This is a genomic window from Shewanella sp. Sh95 (genome assembly GCF_001308045.1).
In the GTDB taxonomy this organism is placed as follows: Bacteria; Pseudomonadota; Gammaproteobacteria; order Enterobacterales; family Shewanellaceae; genus Shewanella; species Shewanella xiamenensis.
The window spans coordinates 30,358-44,076 of record NZ_LGYY01000175.1; the positions used below are offsets into that span (position 1 = coordinate 30,358).

At 47.8% G+C, this 13,719-nt stretch carries 15 protein-coding genes; 8 read left to right on the top strand and 7 right to left on the bottom strand.

Going from position 1 to position 13,719, the window contains the following annotated elements; translation table 11 throughout:
• Positions 1–9: 9 nt before the first annotated feature.
• From AEA42_RS12870 to def, 5 genes are read right to left on the bottom strand one after another with little or no spacing between them, the layout of a single operon-like run.
• On the bottom strand, positions 10–1,452 hold the full coding sequence (locus AEA42_RS12870; RefSeq protein ID WP_037413506.1) for a TrkH family potassium uptake protein: 1,443 nt from the start codon (positions 1,450–1,452) through the stop codon (positions 10–12).
• 11 nt (positions 1,453–1,463) lie between these two features.
• Positions 1,464–2,873 carry a Trk system potassium transporter TrkA gene (trkA, locus tag AEA42_RS12875; protein ID WP_037429374.1) on the bottom strand — a complete coding sequence of 470 codons (1,410 nt, stop codon included), beginning with the start codon at positions 2,871–2,873 and terminating at the stop codon, positions 1,464–1,466.
• A gap of 15 nt (positions 2,874–2,888) precedes the next feature.
• A complete protein-coding gene (gene rsmB, locus AEA42_RS12880) occupies positions 2,889–4,175 on the bottom strand; it encodes a 16S rRNA (cytosine(967)-C(5))-methyltransferase RsmB (protein ID WP_055647941.1) in 1,287 nt (428 codons plus the stop codon).
• 2 nt (positions 4,176–4,177) lie between these two features.
• Positions 4,178–5,134 carry a methionyl-tRNA formyltransferase gene (gene fmt / locus AEA42_RS12885; protein WP_055647936.1) on the bottom strand — a complete coding sequence of 319 codons (957 nt, stop codon included), beginning with the start codon at positions 5,132–5,134 and terminating at the stop codon, positions 4,178–4,180.
• Positions 5,135–5,149: 15 nt separating this feature from the next.
• Positions 5,150–5,656, bottom strand: a complete 507-nt coding sequence (gene def, locus AEA42_RS12890; RefSeq protein ID WP_055647937.1) for a peptide deformylase — start codon at positions 5,654–5,656, stop codon at positions 5,150–5,152.
• A gap of 125 nt (positions 5,657–5,781) precedes the next feature.
• Between def and AEA42_RS12895 the strand changes: the two genes are divergently transcribed.
• The 6 genes from AEA42_RS12895 to hemF all read left to right on the top strand — a co-directional run bounded on the left by AEA42_RS12895 (position 5,782) and on the right by hemF (position 10,825).
• Complete coding sequence (locus tag AEA42_RS12895; protein ID WP_037413515.1) at positions 5,782–6,924, top strand: LysM domain-containing protein; 1,143 nt, start codon at positions 5,782–5,784, stop codon at positions 6,922–6,924.
• Positions 6,925–7,007: 83 nt separating this feature from the next.
• Entirely contained in the window at positions 7,008–8,024 is a 1,017-nt protein-coding gene (dprA, locus tag AEA42_RS12900; protein WP_055647938.1) for a DNA-processing protein DprA, read from the top strand.
• A 2-nt stretch (positions 8,025–8,026) separates the two neighbouring features.
• Positions 8,027–8,503, top strand: a complete 477-nt coding sequence (locus AEA42_RS12905) for a DUF494 family protein (protein WP_011070451.1) — start codon at positions 8,027–8,029, stop codon at positions 8,501–8,503.
• A gap of 123 nt (positions 8,504–8,626) precedes the next feature.
• Entirely contained in the window at positions 8,627–9,190 is a 564-nt protein-coding gene (locus AEA42_RS12910) for a topoisomerase DNA-binding C4 zinc finger domain-containing protein (protein WP_037429392.1), read from the top strand.
• Positions 9,191–9,321: 131 nt separating this feature from the next.
• Positions 9,322–9,888, top strand: a complete 567-nt coding sequence (locus AEA42_RS12915) for an L-threonylcarbamoyladenylate synthase (RefSeq protein WP_037413519.1) — start codon at positions 9,322–9,324, stop codon at positions 9,886–9,888.
• 28 nt (positions 9,889–9,916) lie between these two features.
• Complete coding sequence (gene hemF, locus AEA42_RS12920) at positions 9,917–10,825, top strand: oxygen-dependent coproporphyrinogen oxidase (protein WP_037429386.1); 909 nt, start codon at positions 9,917–9,919, stop codon at positions 10,823–10,825.
• Positions 10,826–10,860: 35 nt separating this feature from the next.
• On the opposite strand, the gene AEA42_RS12925 is transcribed toward hemF, so the two are convergent.
• Positions 10,861–11,298 carry a group II truncated hemoglobin gene (locus tag AEA42_RS12925; RefSeq protein WP_037413521.1) on the bottom strand — a complete coding sequence of 146 codons (438 nt, stop codon included), beginning with the start codon at positions 11,296–11,298 and terminating at the stop codon, positions 10,861–10,863.
• Between the two features lie 171 nt (positions 11,299–11,469).
• Between AEA42_RS12925 and aroE the strand changes: the two genes are divergently transcribed.
• The gene (gene aroE / locus AEA42_RS12930) at positions 11,470–12,348 is read left to right on the top strand and encodes a shikimate dehydrogenase (RefSeq protein WP_055647939.1); all 879 of its coding nucleotides are present in this window, start codon (positions 11,470–11,472) and stop codon (positions 12,346–12,348) included.
• Between the two features lie 20 nt (positions 12,349–12,368).
• Positions 12,369–12,644 carry a DUF1488 domain-containing protein gene (locus AEA42_RS12935; RefSeq protein ID WP_037413524.1) on the top strand — a complete coding sequence of 92 codons (276 nt, stop codon included), beginning with the start codon at positions 12,369–12,371 and terminating at the stop codon, positions 12,642–12,644.
• 56 nt (positions 12,645–12,700) lie between these two features.
• On the opposite strand, the gene AEA42_RS12940 is transcribed toward AEA42_RS12935, so the two are convergent.
• Positions 12,701–13,249 (bottom strand): gamma carbonic anhydrase family protein, encoded by a 549-nt coding sequence (locus tag AEA42_RS12940; RefSeq protein ID WP_055647940.1) that lies wholly within the window; start codon positions 13,247–13,249, stop codon positions 12,701–12,703.
• Positions 13,250–13,719 lie beyond the last annotated feature (470 nt).

Consider the following 13,719-nt stretch of genomic DNA (forward strand, 5'->3'; position numbering starts at 1 on the left):
CTGATACGACTAGTATTTCCAAAAACTGGGATGGAATAGTACGGCCACAGTTAAAATCTCTAAGCGTCCTAGCAACATACCTAATGCAAGCGCCCACTTAGCCAGATCGGGCAGTGTCGAGAAGTTACCCGCTGGGCCAATAATCGGCCCAAGTCCTGGGCCAACGTTGGTGACTGCGGTAATTGCGCCAGTAAAACTGGTCATGGGGTCGAGCCCTGTCAACACCAAAATCACCGAAAGCCCAACAATCACAAACATAAATAGCAGTACAAAGGTGATCAGCGAGCGCACAATATCCTCACTAATCAGGCGGTTATTATAGCGCTCCCTAAATATCCCATTGGGATGACATTGCTGCTTTAACTGCTCGCGCATAATGGCGCCAGCAATTTGAAAGCGGAAGATTTTGATCCCGCCAGAGGTCGAGCCAGAACAGCTACCGACAAACATTAAGAACAGAAAAGCGATATTAGCAAATGCGCCCCACGTACCATAGTCGGTTAACCCATAGCCCGTTGTGGTCACAACAGATACGACGTTAAAGCTGGATAAGCGTAATGCATCAATCAAGGCGATATCGCGGGTTTGCCATAACCAAACACCAATAAAGCAAGAAACAAAGGTCAGAAAAAATAAGAAGCCTTTGACTTGGGCATCATTCCAAACGCTTAAATCGCGCTGTTGGATCATCTGCACAAACATCAGCAGGGGTAAACCTCCCGCCGCCATAAACACAACGCCAACCCAATGGGCTGAATTTGAAAACGCCGCCATCGAATTATCTGAGGTTGAATAGCCTCCCGTCGACAGTGTGGTCATCGCATGGTTGATGGCTTGAAACCACGTCATGCCTGCAACATGGTAGGCAATACAGCAGATAATAGTCAGTAAAATATAGATAAAGAATAAATGCTTAGCCATGCTTTGGGTACGAGGAACGGCCTTGTCACTCCAATCCGATGACTCAGTGCGGAACAGCCGCATACCACCAACGTTTAAGAAGGGCAGAATCGCAACCGCCATCACGATAAAGCCAATACCACCGAGCCATTGCAATAACGAGCGCCAGATTAAGATACTGTGATCCATCGTATCTAACCCTGAGAGCACGGTTGAACCTGTGGTGGTAATACCGGACATGGTCTCGAAGAAGGCATCCGTATAACCTATACCGTGGTAAAGCGTAAAAGGCATAGCCGCAAACAGACTCACGATCAGCCAAGTTAGGCTGGTGAGCAGAAACATATCTCGAATATTGAGGTTAATGGCCTTACTTTGGCCGTTATGCAAACACAGGCTGGCGCAAATCCCTGTGACTAAAGCCGATAACATGAAAGAGCCTACGGTCTCCTCGCCGTTGAATGCGGCAAGAAGTAAGGGCGCTAACATAAAGGCTGTTAACATCGATAAAAACAGCCCTAAAATAAACAATAACGGTCTAAAGTTCAGCATAGGATGATGACTTAAAAGAAGAAGGCGCTAGGTTGGAACAGCTTCTCGACTTCGCCGATAAATTTTTTGTTTACCAAAAACAAAATCACGTGATCCCCTTGCTCAATCACTGTTTTATCATGAGCCATCAACACTTCCTCATTCCGCACAATTGCGCCAATAGTGGTTCCCGGCGGCAGCTTGATATCGCCAATGGCCTTGCCAACAACTTTAGAGGTGCTGGAGTCACCGTGGGCAATGGCTTCGATGGCTTCGGCGGCGCCTCGACGTAAGGAATACACGTTACAGATATCGCCTTGGCGGATATGGGTCAGTAAGGCTGAAATCGTTGCCTGCTGGGGTGAAATCGCGATATCGATATTAGCTTCTTGCACAATATCCACATATGCTTCGCGCTGGATCAGCACCATCACCTTTTTCGCCCCCATGCGCTTGGCTAGCAGGGCGGACATGATATTGGCTTCATCATCGTTGGTGACGGCAATAAACACATCGGTTTGGTCGATATGTTCTTCGAGTAGCAGCTCTTGATCTGAGGCGTCACCACAAAATACCGTGGTGTTTTCAAGTTGTTCGGATAGAGACTCTGCGCGTTCGAACTTGTGTTCAATCAATTTGACTGAATGGGTGCGCTCGAGGCGTTTAGCCAGGCCTAAGCCGATGTTACCACCGCCGGCAATCATGATATTGCGGTAGGAGTTATCCAGCTTTTGCATCTCACTCATCACCGCGCGGATATGGCGACTGTCGGCCACGAAAAATACTTCGTCATCGGCTTCGATAATAGTCGTACCGCGGGGCATGATAGGGCGACCTTGGCGGAAAATCGCCGCCACCCGGGTATCAATATTTGGCATATGCTCGCGAAGCGCGGCCAAGGCATTACCGACTAAAGGGCCGCCATAATAGGCGCGCACCGCAACTAAACTTAAGCGCCCTTCGGCAAATTCGAGCACTTGCAGTGCACCGGGATACTCAACCAAACGTTGAATGTAAGCGGTCACTAACTGTTCAGGTGCGATAAGTTCATCGATCACAAAACCGCCGCGAGGACGCCCATCGCTATTTTTGGTCTCACTGTCGATAAATAATTTATCGCGCATCGCTAGATAAGGTTCGGAGCGAATACGGGCGATTTTAGTCGGTGTACCAAATAGGCTGTAGGCCATCTGGCAGGCGACCATGTTGCATTCATCGCTGTTCGTCACAGCAATCAGCATGTCGGCATCTTCGGCGCCAGCCTCTTTGAGCACATCGGGGTGGGCACCATGGCCCGCCACGACGCGAAGGTCATATTTATCCTGCAGGGCGCGTAATCTGGATTTGTCGCTATCGACGATGGTGATATCGTTGTTTTCACCCACCAAATTTTCGGCCAAGGTTCCGCCAACTTGACCCGCACCTAATATGATAATTTTCATGGCCTTGCTTACTTCCTAATGGGTCGCTTTCAATAAACGGGCGTAATAAAACCCATCCATGTTGTGTTGTCCCGGCGTGATTTGCCAACCTATATCTTGGCTTGAAGCCTGCTGGGCAAGTGTGTCTAGCTTAGCATCTGCGGTTCTGGCTAAAAATGCACTAATTTGGTCTCGATTTTCCTGCGGCAAAATAGAGCAAGTTGCATACAGGAGTGTGCCACCGGGCTTGAGCCACTTCCAGCAGTGATCGAGAATTTGTCTTTGCAGCTCGGCCAGTTCTTCGATGTCATGGTTTTTGCGTAACCATTTGATATCGGGATGGCGGCGGATAACGCCCGTCGCTGAGCAAGGTGCGTCGAGTAAGATACGATCAAATTGTTCACCCTGCCACCATGAGTCGATATTGGCCGCATCGCCATGAATAACTTCCGCTTTTAATGATAAACGGTCAAGGTTCTGTTGCACGCGCTCGAGACGTTTGGCATCGAAATCGACGGCGACCAGCTTGATGCTAGGTTCAAGTTCGAGTAAATGGCAACTCTTACCGCCCGGTGCCGCACAGGCGTCGAGAACCAGTTCATTGGCTTGCGGAGCCAGCAGGGTCGCTGCCCATTGGGCTGCGCCATCTTGCACTGATGCCGCACCTTCGTGGAAGCGTGGCAATGTCGCCACATCCTTGGGATGGGCAAGCAGGATTGCATCATCACTCAGGCCCGCACTGGCTTCTATCTCTAGCTCACTCAGGGCGGCAAGATATTCATCGCGGCTTTGGGAGCGGCGATTGTTACGTAACCACATGGGTGGACGTTCATGGCTTTGCTGGATTATCTCTTGCCAGTTGTCAGGATAAGCGGCTTTTAAGCGCTTAATTAACCAGCCCGGCGTGTTGTAGCTTAAGGTCTCCGACTCTGTGCTAAGCGGTGTTAATTGGCGCTGAATATTACGCAGCACGCCATTGACGACCTTTACCATTCCCTCAAACTTTAATTGACGGCAGGCCTCAGCGGTTTCGGATATAGCCGCATGGCTTGGTATGCGGGTGAAGTAAAGCTGGTAACAGCCAACAATCAATAGCTGGTGGATGATCCTTTGCTTACCTTTGAGCGGATTAGCCAAACATTCGGCAACGCGTTTTTCTATCTGTGGCAAAGTACGCATTACGCCGTAGCAGAGCTCGGCGAGCAGGGCTTTATCTTTACCACTAGCAAGATGCCTTTGCTGTTCTGGCAGGGCAACTGAAAGTGACACGCCTTTTTCTAATACGTCGAAGATGGCTTTGGCCGCCAGTGCTCGCAAGTTCATCATTATTGCGCCTCGTTATTGAGACGAGTATTTGGGGTAAACCACTCGCCGCGGGCATTGAGAATATCTGCAACGCTGAGGGGTTTCTTGCCGGGTAATTGCATGCTGAGTAGGGTTAACACACCATCGCCGGTGGCGACTTCAATACCTTTTTTACTGGCGCTGATAATCGTGCCGGGTGTGGCATTGCTGCTGGTGGTGCTGACTTGGGTCTGCCACACCTTAATAGTATTGCCTTGGTGCTCAAAGTAGCTCACTGGCCAAGGATTGAAGGCGCGAACTTCCTGCCATAATTGGGTCGCGGATTTAGTCCAATCTAACCTCGCTTCTTCTTTACTGAGTTTTTCGGCGTAGTTCGCTAAGGTTTCATCTTGTTTTTCAGCGGCTAAGGTGCCGTTGGCTAAACCCTCGAGAGCTTGCAGTAGCGCATCGGGTCCTTGCTGGGCTAACTTCTCGTAAAGACTTGCCGAAGTATCGTCATCTTCAATTGGCAAGTAGGTTTTTAGCAGCATATCACCCGTATCTAGGCCGATATCCATCTGCATAATCGTCACGCCGGTTTCTTTATCACCTGCCCACAATGCGCGTTGAATCGGCGCCGCACCGCGCCAACGAGGCAGAATTGAACCGTGAACATTGATACAGCCTAAACGTGGCGTATCAAGCACGACTTTAGGCAGGATCAAACCGTAGGCAACCACCACCATAATATCGGCATCAAGGGCGGCCAGTTGTTGCTGCGCGGGTTCTTTGCGTAGCGAACCGGGTTGATAAACTGGAATATTGTGGGCGAGCGCGAGCTCTTTCACTGGGCTGGCGGTGAGTTTTTTACCGCGCCCTGCGGGTCTATCCGGCTGTGTGTAAACAGCAATCACATTGTGGTGTGAGTTAATCAGCGCCTGTAAATGGCGAGCGGCAAAATCCGGTGTTCCGGCGAAGATGATATTGAGTGGTTTCAAATCTGATCCTAATGCTTATTTGGCGTCTTGTTTGGCCGCTTTTTCAAGTTTCTGTTTGATCCGTTGGCGCTTCAATGGCGACAGGTAGTCGACAAATAACTTACCTTTCAGGTGATCCATTTCATGCTGAATGCAAATCGCAAATAGGTCATCGGCTTCAACGGTGAATTCATTACCGTGTCTATCCAGAGCTTTAACGGTAACAAATTCGGCGCGGTCAACCTTGGCATAGATACCAGGGACTGACAGACAACCTTCTTCGTTACAGAAATCACCGCTACTGGCAATAATCTCGGGATTGATAAAGACTTTAGGACGTTCAACCTCGTCTTGTAAATCCATGACGATCAGTTGTTTATGATAATCAACCTGGGTCGCGGCCAAACCAATCCCTTTTTCTTGGTACATGGTTTCGAACATATCATCGATTTGAGTTTGCAACTCAGTAGTAAACTCTGTGATAGGTTGTGCTTGAGTTCGCAATCTTTCATCGGGAAAGCGTAAAACTTTTAATAGTGCCATACTTAAACTCTTAACAAGTCTGTCAAATCTCAATCAGTTGGTTATACTGACTGAGGCTAATGGGTTAATTTTAATCTTTAGTGCCTATCAATAACAGTAAAAGCTCGATTTAAGAGCTAAACAACATGGACCGCACCATGAAACGGCTAATTTTACTTGCGTTAATGACCTTTCATTGCACATTGGTTTACGCTGACACTCTCACGTTGAAAGCAGGGTATCCAGAGTCATATGTGGTAAAGAAGGGCGATACCCTGTGGGATATTTCTGCAACCTTTCTAAATGATCCGTGGAAGTGGCCACGTTTATGGGATGTTAACCCTCAAATAGCCAATCCTCATTTAATTTATCCCGGTGATCAACTCACCTTAGTCTTTATCGATGGTCAACCCAGATTAGTGCTTAATGGCGCGAGTGCGAGTATTGGAGGTAGTGAAGCAAAACCCCATATTCGCAAAACTCCAGAGGGACGCGTAATTGCCAAGAGCAATGCGGTTCCTGCGGTTGATTTGGCATTAATCCAAAACTATCTCGTTCAAAACCGTGTGGTTGATGCTAGCTGGCTAGGCATGCAACCTATGGTACTCGGCGGTGAAAGCCCGTCGCGCCATCATATTGTTGGTGATGTGATTTATATTAATAGCGAATTACCTTTGCATCAAAAGTTAGGAGTCTATGAGCGTGGCCGAGAATTCTTTAATAAAGAAACGGGCGAGGCGCTAGGACAGGAAGCGATTCTGGCATCCACAGGCCAAGTCATTGAGTCTGGCAAAGTGTCTAAGGTAAAAATTCTGAGCAATTTCCGTGAAACCAAAGCGGGCTTTAGGGTGTTGCCTATGGAGGATGAAGCGTTAATGTCAGCTTACTTTACGCCAAAACCCGCAGAACTTAAGACGCCAGCGACCATATTGGCCATCGAGTCGAAAATGCGCGAAGCCGGTAAACTCAATGTTGTCTATCTTGATAAAGGTACGCAGGACGGTATTGAGCCTGGCGAGGTATTCTCCATTTATCGCGATGGCGAAGAAATCGTGATTAATAACGATGGCCAACCTGTGCCCTCGATGGAACGGACAGCCTATGACAATGTGGTTGCGTCACTTTCATCCGACAGGGCACTCAAAATGCCTGATGTTTACAATGGTAAGTTATTAGTATTCAAAGTGTTTGATAAAGCAAGTTTAGGATTGATTGTATCGACGGAGCGTTCTGTGCGGGTCGATGATAAATTAATCGCCCCAGATTCCTTAGCCTTTAGAGGTCAATAATCTCTGAAAACTTGGTTGATTGGTTAATTGTTAGTGCGGTATCTGGGCTCGGACCCGCTCGGACACAACAATTATTAACGCACATGGATGTGGACGACCTCAGGCAAAGGCTCGAGCATGAGAAACACTCGCTCCCTTTGTCTGACAATCAGCTCCACAGCTTGGTTATTGACTATCAAAAAGTCGATGCTGCTTTAGAGTGGCAACAACAGGCGGCACATCATCATTTAGTCTGTTTTTCCGATCCGCTTTATCCTCCGTTGCTAAAACAATTAACTGATCCACCCTGCGTTTTGTTTGTTAAGGGCTGCGTCGAGGCGCTAGCGATTCCATCTCTTGCTGTTGTGGGCAGCCGTAATGCATCTCCTGGTGGGTTACAGGTGGCTTATCAATTGGCTCGAGAGATGTCGGCGCTTGGATTTAGTATCTGTAGCGGCATGGCGATGGGGATTGATGGTGCGGCGCATAAAGCTTGTGTTGATCATGGTGGAAGAACGCTTGCCGTGCTGGGAACTGGGATTGATATTACTTATCCGCGCCGACATAAGCAGCTTTATGAGGATATTCAGCGCCAAGGCTGTATAATAAGCGAGTTTTGGCCAGATGTAGGGCCTTTTGCGGGCAATTTCCCGAAACGAAATCGCATCATTAGCGGTCTTTCTTTAGGGACGCTGGTGGTTGAAGCCTGTCGCAAAAGTGGTTCACTCATCACCGCAAGGTTGGCTATGGAGCAAGGGCGTGAGGTGTTTGCCGTGCCTGGCTCCATCCTAGGAGGATTTCACCAAGGCTGTCACGATTTATTACGTGATGGGGCAAAACTTGTGGAAAGCGCGGCCGATATAGTGGAAGAGCTGGCAAGTTTGACAGCCTTTCATCTTGAAGAACTCTACTCCAGCCACCATATACAGCAAGGTGAGATTTGTGATTTGCCATTTTCATCGCTGTTAGCTAGTGTAGGTTATGAAACTACAACAATTGATGCTGTAGTTGAACATAGTGGGAAAACGATAGATCTGGTGTTAGAACAAATGCTTGAACTTGAGTTGCAAGGTTGGGTTGTTGCAGTACCCGGTGGTTACGTCAGAGTAAAGAGGAGCTAGCCATGTTTGATATCCTCATGTATCTATTTGAAAACTATGTTCACAGTGAAGTCGAACTACTAGTTGATGAAGACGAGTTAACCAAGGAACTCACTCGCGCTGGTTTTCATCAGTCGGAGATTTTAAAAGCCTTAACTTGGTTGGAGCGTCTGGCAGAGTTACAGGAAGGGGATAAGCCTTACCTGTGTAATCATGATCAGCATTCGTTTCGGATTTACACCAAAGACGAAATGGAAAAGCTGGATGTGGAGTGCCGTGGATTCCTGCTATTTTTAGAGCAAGTTAAAGTGCTTAATGTCGAAACCCGTGAGATGGTGATCGACAGAGTCATGGAGCTTGATGAGCCTGCCTTGATCCTCGAAGATCTTAAGTGGGTTATTCTGATGGTGCTGTTTAATGCGCCCGGCCATGAGTCTGCCTATGAGCAAATGGAAGATTTAATTTTTGAGCAGCCTGAAGAAGGCCGGCTACATTCTTAAGTGTTGCGACGTGATAAATAATGAGAAAGGAGGCTAGCCCTCCTTTTTTGATGCCATATGTTTGTTGAGACCTGTGCGGTGAGTTATCTGCGGATTAGCCGCAATGACTAGTGGTAAATGATTATGTCTAAGATCGATGAACAACTATTTAGTGCCCATGAGCATGCACTGGAAAAAGAATACGAGTTATGCCCCGAATGTGGCAGCGAGTTGTCGGTAAAACACAGTAAGCATGGGAGTTTTATCGGCTGTAATAATTACCCAACCTGTGAATATACTCGTCCTTTAGTGCAGCACGAATCGATTGAAACCCAAGTGATTGAAGGTTCTAAATGTCCCGCATGCGGCCATGAGTTGGCTGTTAAATCGGGGCGTTTTGGCATTTTTATCGGCTGTACCCAATATCCCAATTGTACTCATATTGAAAGACCTGATCAGGAGAGCGATAAACCTGAGGTGGCCTGTCCTGAATGTAAAACGGGTAAACTTGAGCATCGAACCAGCCGTTTTGGTAAGAGTTTTTATGCCTGTAGCGCGTATCCCAAATGTAAGTTTATCGTCAATTATCCACCCGTTTGCGAAAGCTGCCCGAGTTGTGGCTTTGGGATTTTAGTCGAGCGTAAAGGTGCGGCGGGAATGCGTTTAGAATGCCCGCAAAAAAGCTGTAAATACAAACGAGCGCTTTAGTGTGATCGATCTCTCTAAAAGTTTGGCCGCTTAAACCGCCTTAGGTATAATCCCTGTCCAACCATGGATGGGGTAGCCAAGATGCCAAAATTTGTTTGGAAAAACGATTAAATCCATAAGGTAATCCTAAGATGTTACAGCTGCACCCCTCTGACATTAAAGACGTAGTGTTAAACGGTGGCGTTATCGCTTATCCCACTGAAGCCGTCTATGGTTTAGGCTGTGACCCAGATAATGATACTGCCATTCAAAAATTACTCGCCGTAAAACAACGTCCTTGGCAGAAGGGCCTTATCTTAGTGGCGAGCGAGTTTTCCCAGTTATTAGACTATGTTGATGAATCACAGTTGAGCGCCGAGCAGCTTGAGTTTGCCTTTTCTAAATGGCCAGGGCCTTTTACCTTTGTGATGCCGATTAAACCGCATGTCTCGCGTTATTTATCCGGTGAATTTGATTCTATCGCCGTGCGCGTCTCCGCCCATGAAGGTGTGCGGGCTTTGTGCCAAGCCTTGGGTAAACCACTCGTCTCAACCAGTGCCAACTTAGCCGGCGAAGATCCCGCACTTAGTGATGATGACATTCTCAACGCTTTTGAAGGCAAAATAGATGCCTTAGTGCTAGGCCAATTAGGTCAGCAGCGTCAGCCGTCCACCATTGTTGATGCTCGAAGTGGCAAGATTTTGCGCAACGGACAGTAACTAATTAATAAAAATAAGGATAAAAGCTATGAGTGTGCCAGATGCGACAGTGGTAAAAGCATTTTTACTCGATCTACAACATCGAATTTGTGCGGGTCTTGAGCAGTTGGATGGGCAAGCAAGCTTTGCAGCCGATTCATGGACGCGCACCGAAGGCGGTGGCGGCACCAGTCGGGTCTTAACCCAAGGTGCGGTATTTGAGCAAGCCGGGGTTAACTTTTCCCATGTGACAGGGGCTGCGATGCCCGCATCGGCAACGGCTCATCGCCCTGAACTGGCGGGTCGCAGCTTTGAGGCCATGGGTGTCTCCTTAGTGATTCATCCAAGAAATCCTTACATTCCAACCACCCATGCTAATGTGCGTTTCTTTATTGCCCATAAAGACGGCGCGGATCCTGTCTGGTGGTTTGGTGGTGGTTTCGATTTAACGCCTTACTATCCTTTCGAAGAAGATGTGCGCGAGTGGCATCAAAGTGCTAAAAATCTATGCCAGCCTTTTGGTGACGATGTTTATCCTAAGTATAAGAAGTGGTGTGATGAGTATTTCTTCCTGCCACATCGTAATGAAACCCGCGGTGTGGGCGGTCTGTTCTTTGATGACTTAAACCAAACAGGCTTCGATAAGAGTTTCGATTTTATGCAGGCGGTGGGCAACGGCTTCTTAACTGCATATGCGCCGATTGTTGAGCGTCGTAAAGAGACTCCCTATGGTGAGCGTGAGCGTGAGTTCCAGTTATATCGTCGCGGCCGTTATGTTGAGTTCAATCTGGTATACGACAGAGGCACTTTGTTCGGCCTGCAAACCGGTGGTCGCACAGAGTCTATTTTGATGTCAATGCCGCCATTGGTGCGTTGGCAATATGCTTATACGCCAGAGGCGGGCAGCCCAGAGGCAGATCTTTACGATAACTACCTCAAGCCACGGGATTGGGTATAAGCAACGGGTATCAGTATGAGTAGCGTCATTGCACTTTATTGATTACGCATATGATCAGCCAGAGTTGAAATTGCCTCATAGATAGCGGCGCGATGCTCTGGCTTTTTTATGTGTTTTTCAATGGCAAACTTCATGCAAAATAGCCATTGATCCCGCATTGTCTCATCTACTGCGAAGGGCATATGCCGAGCGCGTAATGCGGGATGACCATACTTTTGCTGATATAACTGCGGACCGCCTAGCCAGCCACTTAAGAATTCATAGAGCTTTTGTTCCGACTCTGCAATCGGCGCACGGTGAATCGCGAATAAGGCTTGTGTTTCTGCTGAGCTTGCCATTTTCTGATAGAAACTATTGGCAATCGCGCGGATCACTTTGTCGCCACCAATTAAATCATAGGCATTAGACTGATTCGGATCCCTGTCATCCGACACGCTTGTGTGTTTACTAAAAATCTTTTTAAGCCAGTTCATAGGTCTAACTGCATTGCTGTCTACAATTTCGATGCGCGCATTATAGCCTGAATGTCACTGTGAAACCGAAGGCTAAAGTTAGGTACAACAACTTAGGCTCGCCACTAGGCTGTGCTACCGCCTAAAAGCGCGCTAGACTGCATGCCATTCACAGCCAATAGAATCCCGCAGATGACAAATATGCCCTCAGTAACTACGCCAGTACTTGATCGATATGCCGTGTTTGGCAATCCGATAGGTCACAGTAAATCACCCTTTATCCATGGACAGTTTGCGGCCCTTACGCAGCAGTCCCTGAGTTATGAAGCGATTCTGGCACCCATTGATGGTTTTGAGGCGAGTTTACGAGCATTTTTTCAGGCGGGAGGAAAGGGCGCGAATGTGACAGTGCCTTTTAAAGAGCAAGCCTTTGCCCTCTGCGATCGCTTAAGCGCCGAAGCGACACTGGCGGGGGCGGTCAATACCTTAAGTTTGTTGGCCGATGGCACAATTTATGGTGATAACACCGATGGTTTGGGGCTGGTGGCCGATCTTATTCGCCATCTCGGCAGTTTGCAGCATAAGCGGGTACTCTTGGTGGGGGCCGGCGGCGCGGCGCGCGGCTGTATTTTGCCATTGCTTAAGGCTGAAGTGGGTCAACTCGTCATCACTAACCGCACTCAAAGTAAGGCGCAGGCCTTAGTAGAGATTTTTAGCCAAGTACAACAAGGGCGTTACCGCGATACACTCCTGTCGATGCCGATGCCAGAGTTGTCGGGGGAGTTCGATTTAGTGATTAACTCGACCTCAGCGAGTCTAGCGGGAGAGCTACCGCCACTGCCACAGTCCATTATCGGCAGCAAGACGGCTTGCTACGATATGATGTATGGCGCAAAACCAACGGCATTTAATCAATGGGCTGTGCAACAGGGCGCTGCGCAAGTGATTGATGGACTGGGTATGCTTGTCGGTCAGGCGGCAAAGAGTTTTGCGCTCTGGCGTGGCGTCGAGCCAGATACCTCAGGAGTGCTTAAATTGCTCAGGGACAAACTACAGGCCGACGCGCAATAGAGGCTCAAGAGGAAGATAAAATGAATCAGAGTATTTTATTCCCCGATCTGCAACATTGGGATGAAACCCAAAAGCATATTTGCTTTATTGCCCAGCAGCAGGGAATGAATATTAAGTGTTATATCAGCGCACAGAAGTTGGCGCAGTTAAATGACTTTTCGCCCCAGCCTAATATCGATGAAGCGGCCGCCATGTTAGCGCTATTTGATGCAGTTAGATTCGATGCCGAGGAAATGGCAGAAGCCTTAATTGAAGCAGAAGAGTTTGATGAATTTGGCGCAGTGCACTTAGGCTAAGAGCAAAATGAACAAGATGGCAGCTTAAACACTGCCATCACGATTTAATAGAAACACTACTCTGGCTGAGGTTCTGCCAAGTATTCGTTTTTCAAGCGTACATAGTTATCTGCGGATTCGGGTAAAAACTTCAATTCCGCTTCGGTTAACGGTCGCGCCTGTTTCGCAGGGCTGCCGACATATAAGTAGCCGCTCTGCAGCACTTTACCTGGTGGTACTAACGAACCCGCACCTAAAATCACATCATCTTCTAATATGGCACCGTCGAGGATAATGGCCCCCATTCCTACTAAAACACGATTGCCCACCTTGCAGCCATGCAGCATCGCCTTATGCCCAATCGTCACATCATCACCAATGATCAGTGGATGGCCTTCAGGACGAGAAGCGGATTTGCGGGTCACGTGCAATATGCTGCCATCCTGTACATTGGAGCGTTTACCAATTCGAATATGATTGACATCACCACGAGCGGCCACCATAGGCCAAATGCTGGCATCTGTATCTAAAGCGATATCGCCAACGAGTACTGAAGCTTGGTCCACATACACATTATCGCCGAGTTGTGGATGAATTCCTTGGTAAGTTCTGAGTGGTCCAGACATAAAAAAGTCCCTAATTGAGTGGTTTTTAGCATTATAAAGGTTAAAAACTGACAGGTCAGGTCAAATATCCAACGAACAGCGTAAAAAAGCTAATTATCTTTAAATTAGGGGTTGCACAAAAAGTTTCGCTGCCTATAATGCGCATCCACTGACACGGCAGACAGCGAAAGCGAGCGCGGTTACAGTGCGAATCGAATGCAAATTGTGCAGTTGATTCGAAAGCCTCAAGAAGTTTGTAAAAACGCCTTGACGCGACAAGGGAAATGCGTAGAATACGCAGCCCTGACCCGCTGAGCGGTAACGCGAAGTGAATGGTCAAATGCTCTTTAACAATCTAAACAAGAAATCTGTGTGGACACTCACAGGTGTTGAGTTAATCGAAATTACTCTGCCGTTTGGCGAGTAATCAAAGAATTAAATCAATGAATGAGTGTTCATAGCAATATGTACATACAGTAATGTATGAATTG

What these genes read in the sequence shown, in the direction of transcription:
- AEA42_RS12870 (WP_037413506.1), bottom strand. Translation starts at nt 1,452, where the DNA reads ATGCTGAACTTTAGACCGTTATTGTTTATTTTAGGGCTGTTTTTATCG.
- trkA (WP_037429374.1), bottom strand. Translation starts at nt 2,873, where the DNA reads ATGAAAATTATCATATTAGGTGCGGGTCAAGTTGGCGGAACCTTGGCC.
- rsmB (WP_055647941.1), bottom strand. Translation starts at nt 4,175, where the DNA reads ATGAACTTGCGAGCACTGGCGGCCAAAGCCATCTTCGACGTATTAGAA.
- def (WP_055647937.1), bottom strand. Translation starts at nt 5,656, where the DNA reads ATGGCACTATTAAAAGTTTTACGCTTTCCCGATGAAAGATTGCGAACT.
- AEA42_RS12895 (WP_037413515.1), top strand. Translation starts at nt 5,782, where the DNA reads ATGGACCGCACCATGAAACGGCTAATTTTACTTGCGTTAATGACCTTT.
- dprA (WP_055647938.1), top strand. Translation starts at nt 7,008, where the DNA reads ATGGATGTGGACGACCTCAGGCAAAGGCTCGAGCATGAGAAACACTCG.
- AEA42_RS12905 (WP_011070451.1), top strand. Translation starts at nt 8,027, where the DNA reads ATGTTTGATATCCTCATGTATCTATTTGAAAACTATGTTCACAGTGAA.
- AEA42_RS12910 (WP_037429392.1), top strand. Translation starts at nt 8,627, where the DNA reads ATGTCTAAGATCGATGAACAACTATTTAGTGCCCATGAGCATGCACTG.
- AEA42_RS12915 (WP_037413519.1), top strand. Translation starts at nt 9,322, where the DNA reads ATGTTACAGCTGCACCCCTCTGACATTAAAGACGTAGTGTTAAACGGT.
- hemF (WP_037429386.1), top strand. Translation starts at nt 9,917, where the DNA reads ATGAGTGTGCCAGATGCGACAGTGGTAAAAGCATTTTTACTCGATCTA.
- AEA42_RS12925 (WP_037413521.1), bottom strand. Translation starts at nt 11,298, where the DNA reads ATGAACTGGCTTAAAAAGATTTTTAGTAAACACACAAGCGTGTCGGAT.
- aroE (WP_055647939.1), top strand. Translation starts at nt 11,470, where the DNA reads ATGACAAATATGCCCTCAGTAACTACGCCAGTACTTGATCGATATGCC.
- AEA42_RS12935 (WP_037413524.1), top strand. Translation starts at nt 12,369, where the DNA reads ATGAATCAGAGTATTTTATTCCCCGATCTGCAACATTGGGATGAAACC.
- AEA42_RS12940 (WP_055647940.1), bottom strand. Translation starts at nt 13,249, where the DNA reads ATGTCTGGACCACTCAGAACTTACCAAGGAATTCATCCACAACTCGGC.